Annotated in this window: 6 protein-coding genes; 3 read left to right on the top strand and 3 right to left on the bottom strand. The window is 43.6% G+C overall.

Going from position 1 to position 17,381, the window contains the following annotated elements; all coding sequences use genetic code 11:
- From QUA23_RS03330 to QUA23_RS03340, 3 genes are all read right to left on the bottom strand, one after another.
- A complete protein-coding gene (locus QUA23_RS03330; RefSeq protein WP_333073190.1) occupies positions 1-5,196 on the bottom strand; it encodes a PAS domain S-box protein in 5,196 nt (1,731 codons plus the stop codon).
- Between the two features lie 524 nt (positions 5,197-5,720).
- On the bottom strand, positions 5,721-7,013 hold the full coding sequence (locus tag QUA23_RS03335; protein WP_333073191.1) for an ATP-binding protein: 1,293 nt from the start codon (positions 7,011-7,013) through the stop codon (positions 5,721-5,723).
- A gap of 183 nt (positions 7,014-7,196) precedes the next feature.
- Entirely contained in the window at positions 7,197-9,515 is a 2,319-nt protein-coding gene (locus QUA23_RS03340; protein ID WP_333073192.1) for a tetratricopeptide repeat protein, read from the bottom strand.
- 160 nt (positions 9,516-9,675) lie between these two features.
- Between QUA23_RS03340 and QUA23_RS03345 the strand changes: the two genes are divergently transcribed.
- The 3 genes from QUA23_RS03345 to QUA23_RS03355 all read left to right on the top strand — a co-directional run bounded on the left by QUA23_RS03345 (position 9,676) and on the right by QUA23_RS03355 (position 17,286).
- Positions 9,676-12,246: a glycosyltransferase gene (locus QUA23_RS03345; protein ID WP_333073194.1), complete on the top strand. Its 2,571-nt coding sequence runs from the start codon at positions 9,676-9,678 to the stop codon at positions 12,244-12,246.
- A gap of 136 nt (positions 12,247-12,382) precedes the next feature.
- Positions 12,383-15,886, top strand: a complete 3,504-nt coding sequence (locus QUA23_RS03350) for a glycosyltransferase (RefSeq protein WP_333073196.1) — start codon at positions 12,383-12,385, stop codon at positions 15,884-15,886.
- 71 nt (positions 15,887-15,957) lie between these two features.
- Positions 15,958-17,286: a GH39 family glycosyl hydrolase gene (locus tag QUA23_RS03355; RefSeq protein ID WP_333073199.1), complete on the top strand. Its 1,329-nt coding sequence runs from the start codon at positions 15,958-15,960 to the stop codon at positions 17,284-17,286.
- The last annotated feature ends 95 nt before the right edge of the window (positions 17,287-17,381 follow it).

Below are 17,381 nucleotides of genomic sequence, written 5' to 3' on the forward strand. Positions count from 1 at the left end.
CTACTTCCCCTCGATATATTGCTTTAAAGTATTCCGAATTTGTTTGAGCTGAAATCCCTTAGCAAGTTGGCGCAGCTTCGAGATAAACGGTACTAATTTAGGTTCTAAACTCTCCAGCTTAGCACTCTCCTCAAAAATTTCTTCAATGTCGCCCATAGCAGCGAGTTTCAAAATTTTTGCTACCGACTCAGAAGCCGCAGGTAACAGAGAAGAATAAGCAGGAAAATCCGATGCGGGTGACAAACAGAGAGTTTTGCGCTTTTTGTTTTCCGAAGTTTCCCCGTAAATCCATTCTAGCCCCAAATGCACGCGCAACTGTGCCAAAAAGTGATTTGCTTCGATCGGCTTGGGAAGAAAATCATCGCACCCTGCAAGGAGTCTCTCTTGCTGCGCCGCATCGAAAACGCTAGCTGACATAGCGATTAACACGATATTTTTTACCTCCGGTAACTCCCGCAATCTCCTAACAGTTTCTAAGCCATCCATTACAGGCATCCCCAAGTCAATAAAAATCACATCCGGTTGAAATTCAACTGATTTGTACAGGGATTCTTGACGGTTTTGTGCTTCTGCAACTTCAAATCCCAAACGCCTCAGCAACCTGCACAACAAATCGCGATTTAGTTGATTTTCATCCAGGATTAGCACTTTCCGCTTGTTGCCAACAAAACCAACAACCCAGCGTTTTTCCCGCAAAGGAGACACCTCTAAGTACCGTTGGACTGCGAGCACTTCTAAATCCAGCCAGAAAGTGCTGCCTTTTCCCAAAGTGCTGTTTACACCAATTTGGCTGCCCATCATTTTTGCTAGTTTCTGGCTGATCGAGAGTCCGAGACCCGTACCTTCAACAAATGTATTGCCTCCTACTTGGTGGAATGGCAAAAATATTTCTTCTAACTTGCTTTGGTCTATTCCTGTGCCAGTATCCTCGACTTGAAAGCGGATTTTTAAAGTGTGTTTGGCTGCGTTCGCATTTTGGGCGAAGCGCAGATAATTTTCTTTCAGTTCCGAACTCAAAATCGATAATTCATAATTTTCGCCTTGCCCTCGACTCCAGGCCTGTGTGCCTACATAGCCGACTTTAAAAGTCACACCTCCGCTGTTAGTAAACTTAACGGCATTGCTGAGTAAATTTATGAGAATTTGGCGCAATCTTTTTGGATCTACACAAACGCAGCTAGGCAGGGGAGATACTTGTTCGTAATTGAATAAAATTTCTTTTTGCGAGGCCCGCATCTGAAAGAGATCGGCAATGTTTTTGGTGAAATTTAGAAAATTTAACTCTTCTGGGTAGAGTTCCATTTTTCTAGCTTCGATTTTGGAAAGGTCTAAAACATCGTCGATTAGCATCAGCAGGTGTTGACCGCACTGTTGAATATTGCTGAGACTTTCTTGCTGATCGGAGTTTAAGTCTTTGTCGGTTTTCAAGATTTGAGCATAACCTAAAACGCCGTTTAAAGGCGTGCGTAGTTCGTGGCTCATGTTGGCGAGAAATTCGCTTTTAGCGCGGTTGGCGCTTTCTGCGACTTCTTTGGCTTGTTGGAGGGCAGATTCTGCAAGTTTGCGATCGGCAATTTCGGTTTGTGCTTGTTGAAATAGCGTCGATTGCTGGATCGCGATCGCCAATTGCACGCACAATTGCCGGAGGGATTCTATTTCTGAGGAATCCCAGGGACGGGGACCCCTGCAATCCTGGGCGATTAGCAGTCCCCAGAGCTGATTTTTTGCGGTCAGTTCGGTCTGGGAAATGTTTTCTCGTGCTTTTAAAATCGGCACTATTAAGTTAGCTTTTACTTCCAATCCTTCGAGAAATTTAATGTGGCATTCCGTCAAATTTTCTAGGTAAATATCTTCCATCGATCTAATACCGCCTTGCTGATAAACCTCAACAAATTTCTCTTTAAAACAGCCATCAAGATTGTTAAAATTTTGCAGCGAAATTCTATTTTTTGCCACTGATTCCACAACGACAAAGCCACTCCAGTCGGGATTAAAACGGTAAATAACTGTGCGGTCTGTTTGCAAAAAGTGCCGCACTTCTTCGACAGCAGTGCTGAGGACTTCTTCTAAATTGAGAGAGGAGCGAATGCGATCGAGCATGGCAACTACCAGCCGTTCTCGCCTTAATTGGTGCTGCAGGGCCATCTCGGCTTGTTTGCGTTCGGTGATGTCGGTAATTACTCCCACTAACCCGATTAAATGACCAGTTTCATCTTTAATGCCGTCGGCGCGAAATAAAGTTGTTACCAGTGCGTTGTTTTTAGTGTTGATTTTGAGTTCGCCTTGCCAAGATTTGCCTTTACGGATCGTTTTAAAAATTTCTAACAGCACTTTAGTTTGGGGGTAAATTGCTGTTAATCCGCCTGCTGTGTTTAGTTCTTCTGCTGTGTAGCCGTACTGTTGAATAAAGGCTTGATTGTGGTAGAACGATCGCCCTGTCAAGTCAGCAATGCCGATCGCATCGCTGGTGCTTTCCACTGCTTGAGTAACTCGCAGCAAATCTAATTCTGCTTGTTTGCGATCGCTAATATCAGTAATAGTGCCGATATAGCCTTTAATCTCCTGCTTGTCTCCGATTTCTGCAATTGCCTGACCTATCACCCAGATTACCCGACCATCTGGATGCTGAAAGCGGTATTCTGATTTAAAAGGTATTTTCTCAATAATTGCGCGATGCCATTCATTTTTTACCCGCTCGACATCATCAGAATGTATGGCATTCATCCAGCCCATTTCTGCTGCTAATTCTGCCTTTAATCCCGTAATTTCGCTCCACCGTTTATTCACGTAAAGGCAATTTCCCAAGGTGTCCGTATGGAATATGCAAACTGGCGATGCTTCTGCTAAAGTCTGGTAACGACGCTGGCTCAAGCGCAGGGCGGATTCTACCTGTTTTCTATTAGTTATATCGCGGACTATAGAAATAATTTCGCCACCGACAAGCATTGTCAGCGACAATTCTTGAGGGAACTTACTACCGTCCAGGCGCTGACCGATAGCTTCTATATTGCAGTACCCTTTTTGCAGGAGCATCGGCATTATTTGTAGTTCAAAAAATATATTTTCTGCTTTGCTGTAGAGCATTTTCCATTCCTTCCCATACAGTTCGCTAGGGCTGGTCAAACCGTACATTTTGAGATAAGCGTCATTGGAATAAATACATTCTTTATTATTATTAAAAATGGCGATACCGTCATAAGCAGCGGCCATTGCTACTGCTTGTCGCTGGAGTTGGGACTCTGCTTGTTTACGAGAGGTAATATCGTGACCCACTGAGTAGATTAAACCTTCTTCGCTAAATGGCGAGGATGTCCACAGGAAGCATTTGTAAGAACCATCTTTGCAGAGATAGCGGTTTTCAAAGGAGATACTGGAGGTACCTGCTATTAGTTTGGCTCCTTCGGCTGCGGTAGCTTTTCGATCGTCTGGATGAACAAATTCGATCATCGGCTTGGCAAAAAGCTCACCACTACTGTAGCCTAGAACCGTTGACCAAGCAGGGTTAAATCGTCTAAAATAGCCATCGAAACCTACAATACAAAGCAAGTCTAAGGAGATGGTAAAAAAGTGATCGCGCTCTGTTTGGGCTTGCTTTAATTCAGTAATATCCATCACTAAACCGTCCCAGAGAATATCGCCCTCGCTGCCAGATTTGCTTTCATTATTGAGCCTTTCCGGTCTCGCCGCTCCTTGCAGCCACTTAACTTTTCCAGATGGCAAAGTCTGTCGCCACTGCTGCTGCCAAGGTTCCAAGGTAGCGGCAGAAATTTCGATCGATGATTCTAAATCTAAGAAATCGTCTGCGTGAATTCCGCTGAAAATCAGTTCCGCATTTTGCTCGATTGCTTCTGCTTCTAATTCGTACAGTTGGCGACTGCCTGAAGAGACGTAGGGCAAAGACATTTTTCCAGTTGCTGACCTTCGTAATTGATAAATTGTTCCCGGTATGTTAGCTACCAATTTTTGAAAGCGAGCTTCGCTTTGTTCCAGGGCTTTTTGTTGCTGTCTGTATTCCGTAAAATCTCTAATTGTACCCACTATTACTTTACTGCCGTCTGCTATTTGAAAGACGCTTTTTTTTGTAGAAATTATGTGTTCTATCCCGGCAGAGTCTGTGAATTTTTCTTCGGTTTCCAAGCAGACACCCGTTGTCAATACTTCTTCATCTTTTGTCCAAAAAACAGCAGCTTCTGATTGGGGGAAAAAGTCATAATCTGATTTGCCGATCAGTTCTTCCCGCGATTTGCCGACCAACTGACAAAAAGCATCATTTAATATCATCCAGCGGTGTTGCTCGTCTTTGACAAAAATTGGGTCGGGCGTAGCATTTATGGTGTGGTTTAAAAATTCTTCTGACGCTTTCAGTTTGGCTTCGTAGCGGTAGCGATCGCTCACGTCCAACACAACTTCGATTATCCGGTCGATAGACCCGTCCCGGCGACGGATGCAGCGCAGGGAAACTCGCGTGTGAACTATTTCGCCGTTTTTTCTGAGCCACCTTTTGTCTAAGATGTAACCGTCGAGCCTACCTGCTAACATCTGAGAAAAATTTTCACAATTAGCCTCCAAATCCTCTGGATGAGTCAACTCTAGCCAATTCTTTTGCACGAGTTCGTAGCGCTCATAGCCCAGCAAATTGCACAGGGCATCGTTAACTTCTATCCAGTGGCAATTTAGAGGAATTTCGCTGTCAATAATTGGAGCGATGATGGCAATGCCGATCAGGGAATTTTCCACCACCGAGCGATATTTTTCTTCACTTTTTCGCAAAGCATCTTGACTGTTCTGGCGTTCTATGGCGTAACGGAGCGATCGAATTAACAGTTCGCTGTCGATTTTTCTTTTTACCAAATAATCCTGTACGCCGACCGAAATCAACCGCAGGGCAAGTTCTTCGTCGTTTTGGGCGGTCAGAACTACGATCGGCACATTTACCCCGTACTCTTGTACCCGAGCCACCGTCTCGATTCCCACACTATCTGGCAGTGAAAGGTCTAATAAAATTATGTCAAAAGTTTCTTGATTCAATCGCTCCTGCACTTCGCTGAGGCGCTCTACTTTCGTCAGCACTATACGCTGCGCGCCGCCTATTTCAGACAGCAAATCTTCAATCAGCTCAGCTTCCTGAGGGTTGTCTTCTACTAACAGAACTTTAAAGCAGATAGGAGGCAAAGCTAAGTTAAAAACTGCTTTCATAATATTTATTAACCAACAAAATATTAAACTAACTTGAATTTTACCTTTTATTTTAAGGGCTGTCATTCAATTCACGTACACATACATCGAGCGTCAGATTGGGGAGAGTAAGCAAGCGCTACAAAAAATATGTTTTAATTAAGATTTTATCACGCACCAACTCGACTGTCAACGGAAAATATTTTTTATTCTAACTGACATTTATACCACTTAAAAAAAGAATGCAACTGTAGCCTATCTCCCCACCAGGATAGTCACAGTTCTTCCAAATTATTCAATCTTTTCATCGGCCCTATTAAATAGTATCAACTTCTAAATTATATCTTTTAGGTTAGGATTTCTAACATATAAAGTATTTAATTTTACCTAGCTTATAGATTCTACCTTTTGCATAAATTATAGCAATTCTCAATAAAATGAGGTACACACCGATCGCAACTGATGCCCTATGCCCTATGCCCTATGCCCTATGCCCTATGCCCGCGAAAACACCTCATGTTACTGAGAAAGGCTATATGTCTCAATTAAGCGAGAGTAAAGTAAAAAGTTGAACCTTGCTCCGGTTCCGATTCCACCCAGATAGATCCGCCGTGAAGTTCCACAATCTTTTGACAAATTGCTAAACCAATACCTGTCCCCGAATATTCTCTTTGAGTATGCAAGCGCTGGAAAATTTGAAAGATACGTTTTTGATGCTGGGGAGCAATCCCAATTCCATTATCGGAGACAGAAATCAACCAGTTTTCCTCCTGTTTGCAAGCGGTAATATGAACCACAGGCGGTGCATCGTGGCGATATTTAATCGCATTGCTGACTAAATTTTGAAATAGCTGTACGAGTTGAGAAATATCCCCCATTACCGCAGGTAATTCGCTGTAGGTGACAACGGCTTTAGTCTCACTGATCGCCCCTTGCAGGTTCGCGAGTGCTTGCTCGACTGCGTGATTGCAATCTGTCATTTCAAAAGGTTTCCGACTCCGGCCAACGCGCGAATATTCGAGTAAATCGTCAATTAAAGTTTGCATTCTGGTGCAGCCCTGAACAATATTGCCGATAAACTTACTACCTTGGCTGTCGAGTTGGTCTTTGTAGCGTTTTTCTAAAAGTTGAGCGTAACTGGCAATGGTTGCTAAAGGCGCTTGCAAGTCATGAGAAGCCACATAAGCAAATTGTTCTAGTTCTGCATTTGAACGCGCCAATTCTTGGTTAGATTTTAATAGAGCAGATTCAGCGCGCTGGCGGTGGGATATCTCTTTTTGGAGTACCAAATTTTGCTCTTGCAGAGCTTTTTCTACAGCGAGCCGGGTGCTGATTTCTTGTTGCAAAATTTTATTTTTGTCCTGAAGAGTTTTTTCTACTGCTAAGCGACTCGTGATTTCTTCTTGCAGCAGCATATTTTGTTCTTTTAGCTGCTTTTGTAAATTCCGTAGGCTGAGGTGACTTTCGATGCGGACGAGAACTTCTTCAAACTGAAATGGCTTGCTGATATAGTCAACAGCGCCCACAGCAAATGCGTTTACTTTGTCAAATACTTCATCTTTAGCGCTGATAAAAATTACCGGGATTTCGCGAGTTTTTGCTTCTAGTTTCAAGTGCTGACAGACTTCGTAGCCGTTCATTTCCGGCATCATTATGTCGAGCAAAATCAAATCTGGTGGATTAGAATTGCAGGCTCTTAGAGCCATTTTTCCGTTAATCACGCAGCGGGGGGTGTAGCCCCTCTGAGTCAACATCGTAGACAACAGACGCAGGTTTTCTGGTGTATCGTCTACTACTAAAATGTTTCCTAACGGCGTCCCTGGTTGGTGATTGTTCATTAATTATTTCCCAGTTCCTCTTTTCTTCACAAAAAATGTTTGCAGCTATTTTATTTAGGACTTACGGAAAACACCCGGTTTCTAGTAGGAATATTGGGGAAATAAAACGAGGAATCCGCTCATAAACCGGGTGTTTAGCCGTTTGTGAACAAGCAAGTCCTGTTATTATTCCTTTACCAATCCTCAAATCCCCAGCAGCAGAGTCAAAGCATTATTGTCCCAAGTCAATCCTTTGTCTAAAACGTTAAATCCCGCGACTTTGCACATAGCTTCTAAAGCAGTAGCTGTAGGCAGCCACCAGCACGCCGCAAAGTTGTTCATGTCAAAAACTGCTTTCTCAGTTATCCCTATAAGTTGGTTGTTGTTGATGTATGTCCGCCAATAAGCTGTTAAAATAGCTCGTTCTGCGTCGTCCAAAGCGGGAATAAACATTACTCCAGAAGCGGGAATTTCATAGCGTCCCAACTCATTTTCTATCACTTCTTGAGTAATAGCTGAAGTGAAAATTAAATGCTCGCGAGTTATCTGACGCAAAGCAACTAAAATCTGCAACGGATGGGGGTGATGGTACAAAACTCCTGCACAGTGAACTACATCGTAAGGCTCGCCAATGTCTGCAAGCTGAATCTGAGTGATATCTTGATTGATACAGTCATAATTAGCAATATTTAAACTTGTCATGTGATTGTGAAAATCTTGCCACCAGTGCATGGATGCCGGCATGGCATCAATCATTGTCAGAGAAACTGCACCGTATTTGCTAGCTACAGAAACTTTTTCGCTGACAGTTCCCCACAAGCCACCGACTTCTGCAAAAGTCTTGCCTTGGGCGACTCGGGCAATGTAACGATCGCGAATATCCTTAGCTTCTAACTCTAATAATAGAGTAGATTCCCCTGTTTGACGCTGTTTTTCTAAAATCTCCTCTAATTTTTGGGAGATTTCTGGATCTTTGGGTCTAATTTCTAATGCCATCAAGTACAACATTATGGCTTCGTTACGCCGATCGCTCTCAGCAAACTTTTGGGCGATTTCGCAGTAAAATTCAGGAGCGTGCAGCGGCTGCATTTCGTGGTGATAGTAGCTAGTTGCTAGATCTGAATCTACCGGAGTTCTTTTAATTAGAGCCTTACCTAACTTCATGTAAATTTTCGGTAGAGACGGGTCGATTTTAAGCGCACAAAGGTAGGCAGAAACAGCATCGTTCCATTCGTGACTTTCACTCAAAGCATCGCCTAAATTGTAATAAGACCAAGAAATACGGGGATTAAGTTCAATAGCACGTTGATAAGCGGTAGCTGCGGCTTTCCACTGTTGAGTTTTTAACAGCACTTCTCCTAAATTGTGGTAAGTCCAAGAGAATTCTGGATTGAGTGCGATCGCCCGCCGATAAGCGAATGTTGCTTCTGCAAACTTTTGAAGTTTAACTAAAGTCAAAGCTAAGTTATAATGAGACCAAAATAAATCTGCATTTAGGGCGATCGCCCGTTCGTATACAGCCTCAGCTTCTGACCAGTTTTCTAGTTTAAAAAGAGCATCTCCTAACTTGTGAAAAGCTGCGAAGAAATTCGGGTCTACTTCAGTAGCGCGCTGGTAAGCCGCAGCGGATTCCGACCATTGCTCTAATCGATCGCAAGCTGCACCGATGCTGTAGTAAGACCAAGAATAATCCGGGTTGATTTCCACAGCCGTGCGGTAGGCGATCGCAGCTTCTTGCCATTTTTCTAAATTGAGCAGCACGCTGCCTAAGTTGTAGTATGACAAAAAAGAATTGGGATTTAAATCAATACTTTTTCGGTAGGCAGCCTCCGCTTCGCGCCAGAGTTCCTTAGCTTGTAAAACATTGCCTAATTTGTAATAAAACTCCGAAATATCCGGCTGGAGTTTAATAGCTTTGCGATAGTTAACAATAGCTTCGTCCCACTGTTTTAAGTCGCTAGCAGCTTCTGCTATTTTACAATAAGCTTCGCAACAACTAGGGTTTAAAAAAATGGTACGGTGGTAACAAACTAGCGCTTTTTCTGGCTTATTTTGGACTAGCAAAGTATTACCTAAATCTAGATATTCTTCTGCTATTTCTATTGGTTCCACAATAAGTGCTTGATACCAACAGTCTGCTGCTTCTTCAGCTTGACCGACTTGGGTAAATATCCGGCTCAAATTACGGTAAAATCCTGCAAAGTTTGGTTGCAGGGAGATGGCTTTTTGGTAACAGGCGATCGCCTCTTGCCACTGTTCCAAAGTAGCGCAGAGAGTGCCGAGGTTAGCAAAAGCTTCGGCAAAATCGGGTTGCAGGGCGATCGCAACTTTATACCAATACCTTGCGTCTTCTAGTTTACCCTGAGCTTGCAGCGCCTTTCCCAAAGTCTTGCAAGTCTCTGCAGAGTTGGGTTCAGATGCCAAAACTTGTTGGCAAAGTGCGATCGCTCGATCGAAGTTGCCTGTAGCTAAATAAAGTTCTGCCTGTTGCTGAAAATTCACCTGCGCTGTTTCCGAATTCATTTTTTATTTTCCTTTTGAGTAATCATTCCATGTAAAATTATATGCTACACTTTGCCAAAGTTCAAGTTTTTCTAAGTAGATATACGGAAGACAAAATAATGCTGAATGTCCGCCACATTAATCTAAACTATATAATCATAGGTTAACAGCGAGCTAAATAATGTCAACAGTCAATCAAACACCGCTAATCAGCGTAATTATACCTGTATATAATGGCGATCTCTACATCGTACAAGCGGTAGAAAGCGCCCTCTGTCAAACTTTTACTAACTTGGAGATTATAGTTGTAGACGATGGTTCGACAGATCGCACGCAGCAAGTATTGCAGCCTTATTTTGACAAAATTCGCTATATATACCAGGAAAATCAAGGAGTAGCAGTCGCCAGAAATATTGCTTCCCAACTAGCGCAAGGCGAGTTTTTGGCATTTCTAGATGCCGATGACTATTTCCTACCATCCAAGCTAGAGAAACAACTAGCTTGCTTTGACGCTGACCCCACCTTAGATATGGTGCAAACAGGTTGGTCGATCGTCGATGAAAGCGGGCGAGAGATTTCTGCTGTCAAGCCTTGGCAGCAAGCGTCTAAATTAGATTTAGAAAGCTTTATTTTATATAAATGCGTGCGGCCGAGTGCGATAATGCTGCGCCGAAAGTGGTGGGTAAAATTGGGCGGTTTTGATTCTCAGTTTCCACTAGCAGAAGATTTAGACTTTGCCTTGCGTTTAGCTTTAAAGGGGTGCAAAGCAGTTTGGCTAGAAGAAACACTTACCTGTTATCGCCAGCACAATTCTAATCTCATGTCAATCGGTTTTCGCGTAATGAAGAATATAGAAATAGTGATGAAAAAATTCTTCGCTCGACCCGATTTGCCTCAGTCAATCCGGAAGTTAAAAAACCCAGAACGCTATCAATGCTTAAAGTGGCTGGCATGGCGGATGTATCGCGACGGTCATCTAGCAGAGATGGCACAGTGTTTAGAAGAGTCATTACAATATACGCCTTTTTCGCCAACAAAAACAGTTTTGAATTGGCTAGAAAGTTTTCAGATGGCTTCGGAAGAATATGGTGAAAATTTTGACGCTTATTCGCTGAGTAAGTTAGCGGAATGGCAAGAGATAATTCTGATGGTGATGACTAATCCACCCCAATCTCAACAGAGTTCTCTTCCCACAGCTTCACCACCGCATGAAGCGAAGCTATCCCGTAGGGAAACGCACATTCTACTCTACAACACCGACGATCCGGGCGTGGGAGGATTAGCGCAGTATAATCATGCCATTCTTTGTCAGTTAGCCTTGTTAGGCTATCGAGTCACTTGCGTGCAAACCAAACATTCTAGCCCCTTGCTGGAGCGAGAACGAGAGTTAGGTATAGAGCATTTGTGGCTGGATTTTAGCGGTCATAAAGATTTACAGCGTGTGTTAAGAAATACTCAGGATGCACGAGAGCTTTTTGCTAGCAATCAACCGGATATGATTATTTTTAGCGATGGTTGGCCCTTTTCCAATTTTGCAGCTAAACAGGTAGTTATTGAAATGGGAATACCATACATGATGGTGATTGGGTTAGTTATGCCAGAACACGCAACTTTTGCCTGCGGGGATGTAGTGCCTTATGTAGAAGGAGTGCTCTACCACTGCCTGCAAGCTAGAGCCTTGATTGTTGGCGCTTACGAACATTTGAATTTATTATGCCAAGATTTCAAGTTGCCAAAAGAGCGAGGACAAGTGATTTACTTGGGGCGTTCTCCCAAATATTTTGCACATCCTAATGCTGCGGCTCGTCAACGCCTGCGACAAGAAATAGACATTCCTGAAGATGCGATTGTCTGTTTCACATCGGCTCGATTGGCATCGATTAAAGGGCATCGATATCAAATCGAAGCAATCAAGCAGTTGCAGCAGTCTCCTGTGTGGTCTAAACTGTATTTTGTGTGGGCAGGAACTGGTGAGGGAAGCGCTGACAATGTAGAAATAGAATTGACGGAAACTATTAAAGAGTTAGAGGTGAGCGATCGCGTAAAGTTGATCGGACAGCGCTGGGATATCCTAGATTGGCTGGATGCTAGCGACATATTCATTTTGACTTCTCTGGCAGATGCAGCGCCTTCTCTTGCAGTCATGGAAGCGATGGCTAAGGGATTGCCGGTAGTTGCAACGGCTGTGGGCGGTATTCCTGAAGGGCTTGGCGATACTGGGAAATTGTTGCCCAATCCGAATACCGATCCAGAGGGAACCGCTAGGGAATTGGCGAAAACTGTAGAAGCTTGGGCGATGAATCCAGAATTACGGCATCAAATCGGTCAAGCTTGCAAGCAGCGGGCCGAAAAACTATTCAAAGAGGAACGGATGTTGGCAGAGTCGATGGAGGCGATCGAAAAAGCTTTAGTTTGCGATGATAACCAAACAGATCAATTTGTTACTCAAAAAGAGGTTCAGAGGTCAATAACGAAGATAGAAAGCCGGGTGCATTACAGCTCTTTAGTGTGGAATGCTTGGCAGGCTTACTGTCAAGAAGATCTAAGCAGAATGCAGAAGTCGCTTCAAGAATCTTTGAAGTACACACCTTTTTTGACTACAGAAACGCTATTAAACTGGGTCGAATATTTTGGCAATTTCTCGTCAGCTAAAGGGCATAATTTAGATACATATTCTCTAATTAATTCAGCAGAATGGCAACAATTAGTCGAGCAAGTACAGGGTATTGAATCTGTATTTTATGCACGCTAAAACACCAGATTTACCTTGAAAATTCGGATTGTTGTCAGCAGTAAAATTGCATCTGCCTTCTGCCTGACATCCGTTACATCCGTTATATCCCTTACAGAACCCGTTGCCGAACCCTTCCTTATCACCGATAAAACTCATGTCAATGCCTAATTCGACACCGCGAGTAAGTGTAATTATTCCAGCATATAATGGCGATCGCTACATCGCGCAAGCGGTAGAAAGCGTCATCAGCCAAACCTATAAAAACTGGGAAATTATCATCGTAGACGACGGCTCAACCGACGACACCCGCCAAGCGTTGCAGCCTTATGTTGAAAAAATTCGCTATGTTTATCAGGAAAACCAAGGAGTAGCTGCCGCCCGCAACCGAGGAATTCAGGAATCCCGAGGTGAATTAATTGCTTTTTTAGATCAAGATGACTTTTTATTGTCAGATAAGTTAGCTGGACAAGTTGCGTTATTTGACGCTCAGCCATCATTAGGAATTGTTAATAGTGGCTGGCGAATGGTTAAAGAGCAAGGCGAAAGTATTTTCGATGTCAAACCCTGGGAATACTTGCCTCAGCTAGACTTAAAAACCTGGATTGTTTATCTGCCACTACTTCCCAGTGCGATGATGTTTTCGCGGCAGTGGCTGGAACGAGTGGGTGGCTTTGATTCTCAGTATGATTCAGTAGATGATGCCGACTTAATCTTGCGTTTAGCACTATCTGGCTGCGAAGCTGCTTGGTTGCCTGAAGTGACAGTATGCTACCGCCAGCACGGGCAAAATGTGTCCATCCAGAGAGCGCTAAAACAGGCAAACCTTTGTATTAAATTAAAGCAAAATTTCTTCAGTAGAGCCGACTTGCCAGAGGACATCCGCCAATTAGAAAATCAGGCGTTGTATGAAGCTCTGACATGGATGGCGTGGCAACTTTACTACAGCGGCTATCCGGCAGAAATGACTGACTATTTGCAAAAATCTTTAGATTATACCCCGTACTCCCTGACAGCAACTATAGCAGATTGGGTAAAGCGCATCACTGAAATTGCTAAGACCTACGGCTGCAATATCGATGCCATTTCTCTCAGAAAATTACCAGAATGGAAACAGTTAATGGCTAGTATTATTACTCCCAAAAAAGTGCGCGTCAGTGTCATCATCCCGGCTTACAACTGCGAGCGCTACATTGTCAGAGCCGTAGAGAGTGTTCTGGGCCAGACTTATCAAAACTGGGAAATTATCGTCGTAGACGACGGCTCAACTGACAACACTCGCCAAGTTTTGTCACCTTACCTCGATTTAATTCAATACATCTATCAAGATAACCAAGGAGCAGCCATTGCTCGAAATCATGCTTGCAAATTAGCAAAAGGGGAATTTTTAGCTTTTCTAGATGCTGACGACTTCTTCTTACCTGAAAAACTAGAAAAACAAGTAGCTTGTTTTGACGCTGACCCCACATTAGATATGGTGCAAACAGGTTGGGTTATCGTTGGCAAAAACGACGAAGGCATCTATGGAGTCAAGCCTTGGGAAGAAGAACCAAAATTAGATTTAGAAGCCTTTGTTTTCTACAAATCAGTGCGTCCCAGCGCCATGATGCTGCGGCGAGAGTGGTGGGAACGCTTGGGCGGTTTCGATCATCGCTTGCCACCAACCGAAGATTTAGATTTTGCGCTACGTTTAGCTTTAAAAGGCTGCAAGTCAGTTTGGTTAAAAGAGATATTAACCTGCTATCGTCAGCACGACAGCAATATCATGTCTAACGGCTCCAAATTAATGAAAAATACGGAAATTTTGATGGAGCAATTTTTCGCGCGGCCAGATTTGCCTCAGCACATCCGCGACTTGAAACGCGCGGAACGTTACAAGTGTTTCGTATGGATAGCATGGCGGATGTATCGCGACGGATATTTGGCAGAAATGGTCGAATGTCTGGAAAAATCTCTGCATTACACTAATCTGACAGGTACTGAAACTGTTTTTAATTGGCTGGAAACTTTTAAGGGAGTTTCGGAACAGTACGGCTACCACTTTGATGCCTATGCTTTAACCAATTTACAGGAATGGCAAGACATAGTGGCGATCGCAGCGAACAATCCTTATCAGTTCCAATCGGCTCCCAGTTCGACTTCTCGGCAGCCAAGAAAGCACGTACTCCTGTACACAGAAGACTCAGGAGTCGGCGGTTTGGCTCAGTTTAACCACTCGCTGATGTGTAAATTAGCTGCGGATGGCTACCGAGTAACCAGCGTTCAAAGTCAAGCTTCTAATCCTTTAATTACCGAACAAAAACAGCTAGGTATCGAACATCTTTGGCTAGAGTTCGACACGATGAAAGAGTTTTTGCGAATAGCTTACAATTTGGATGATGCTCAAAAGATTTACGCCCAGGCTCGACCGGATTTAATTATATTTAGTGACGGGTGGCCGATGGCTAACTTTGCAGCAAAACAAGTTGCGATCGAGCAAAATATACCGTACATAATCAGTCTGGGTTATATCAATCGCAATTATGAAACTTTCGATCGCGGCGATCAAATTCCCTATTTCGATGCAGTTGCCTACCAGTACCTGGTAGCCAAAGCAGCAGTAGCAGTTTCCCACGAGAATTTAAACTTGTTCCAAAGTCTATTTAAAGCGCATCTAGAACGGGGAAAAGTAATCTATTATGGCAGACCAAATAGTTATTTTGAGCCTCCGAATCTTTCAACTCGCCAACGCCTGCGTCAAGAACAAGGAATCCCCGAAAATGCTGTTGTTTGTTTCACGGCGGCGAGATTGACTCCCATTAAAGGATATCAGTATCAATTGCAGGCGATCGCCCAATTGAAAAATCGTCCAATTTGGTCCCAAATTTACTTTGTTTGGGCCGGACCTGGGTCTACTACTCACGACAATCTGGAACCTGAATTAAGAGCAACTGTGAGCCAATTGGGAGTAGAAGAACAGGTTAAATTCTTAGGACAGCGCTGGGATATTGCCGATTGGCTAGACGCCAGCGATATCTTTATTTTATCTTCCGAAGCTGAGGGAATGCCACTAGCAATTATGGAAGCAATGGCGAAAGGATTGCCCGTAATTGCCACAGCAGTCAGCGGTATTCCCGAAGAATTGGGAGACACGGGAAAGCTACTGCCCGATCCTACAATCGATCCAGCAGGAACAGTAAAAGAGTTAATAGAAACGGTCGAAATATGGGCCGAAAATCCCGAAGCGCGCAGGCTTGCAGGACAAGCTTGCAAAGCGCGAGCTCAAGAACTATTCAAAGAAGAACGAATGCTTCGGGAATATGGAGAAATAATTGAACAGGCATTTGTAAGTGATGAGAGCGACAGTTTCTCTATAAGTCCGAAACTCCAAAAGCAGGTACAGCAAGTGGATAGCCTGCTGAAATACTATTATTTAGTGTGGAAAGCTTGGGAGGCTTACGAGCGGGGAGATATGTCCGAGATGGTGAATAATTTGCAATCTGCTTGGGCTTGCACACCTTATTTTACCACAGAAACTATCTTTGATTGGGTAAAAAATTTTGGTATTTTAGCTGCGGAAAAAGGAGTTCCGTTCGATACCAACGAGCTGATTAACTCCCGCTCCTGGCAACAAGTGATAGAATCAATACAGGGTTTTGAAGTGTTGTCATCTGTTCGTTAAAACTGAGCTATAGCAGCATTCTCAGGAACGGGCAAGATGCCCATTCCACCAAACACCAACCAAAGAAAAATATGCAACTTAAATTCAAGTTCCCACGTATTCATAAACTGCTGCCAATTGGTTTAGCTATTGTCACTGTTCTGTTAATAGCCTATTTGGCACAGCCAAGAGCGATCGCCCAACTGCGATCGAACGTGACAGTAGATTTTGGACAGCCTGCCACCGGTACAATTTCCATGAGCGGCATCCTGCACGGAATCGACACTGCCAAACCGCCGGATAGCTCGATAAAACCCTTGCAGCCGAAACTTTGGCGGGCGGGGAGACTCGATATTTACGATCGAGTAATCGCCAGCGGAGCCGAGTTTCAGTTAGTAGTCAGCGACTTGTGGGGCTACGGTAGCAATCCCAATGGCTGGCCATATCAAAATTACCCCGCGTGGGAAGCATTCATCAGACAGTTAGCCCAGCAAAATAAAGGCAAAAAAATTATTTGGGATGTATGGAATGAACCAGATTTGAAAGATCCATTTTGGAAGGGAAGCAGAGAACAATTCTTTGAAACTTACAAAAGAGCTTACAAAATCTTGCGGGAAGAATTGGGACCGTCAGCCATGATTGGCGGGCCGAGCATCGGCCGCTACAGCAAAGAATATCTCGCCGCTTTTTTGGATTACTGCAAGGCTAACAAACTTGAAGTAAACTTCCTCTCATGGCACGAACTTAACGACACGATGATTTTATTTGTTGACGATCACGTAATTGAGGCTAAACGCAATTTTCAGCAAAGTCCCTCTTACAAGGAACTGAAATTGCAAAAAATTTACGTCAATGAAATTGTGGGGAACTTAGCGCAGTACCAGCCGGGGGAAATCTTAGGTTATTTGTATAACTTAGAGTATGCAAAAGCTGACGGTGCTTGCAGAGCTTGTTGGGAGAGCAAAGGGCCAAATAAAGTTAGCAATTGCTTCAACAATACGCTGAGTGGGATGGTCACGCCTAATACTTTTGAGCCGAGAGCAGCTTGGTGGACATACAAAGCTTATGCTGAGGGAGTTAATTCGCGGGTGCGGAGCTGGTCAAATAACAATCGCCTTGTCGCTTTAGCCAGCAAGTCAAATTCTGAAGGTAAAGCACAGATACTTTTAGGTTATTTCGATCCCAATTTTTCCTCAGCAACAACGGTAACATTAACCCTCGGCAATTTGGAGCAGCTAGGTATTCAAAGGGGTCAGAAAATCAATCTAAAATTAGAAAAAATTCCCAACAATCAAGAAGGAGCCGTGCCACAGCTTGTCACCGTTAAAGAAGAAAGTTTTTCGGTGGGTAGTGGCAGCTTGGCTTATGTTATCCCTAATTTCAACGTCCACGAAGGCTACTTATTGACGGTTACTAAGTGAGCTAGCTATCCTATTTAATTGCGGACAAGTTGTAGGGACACGGCCGTGCCGTGTCCTTATAAATATATAGCCGTGTTCTTACAAATATATAGATT

The sequence above is a fragment of the Microcoleus sp. Pol1C5 genome (genome assembly GCF_036701115.1).
Lineage (GTDB): Bacteria > Cyanobacteriota > Cyanobacteriia > Cyanobacteriales > Microcoleaceae > Microcoleus.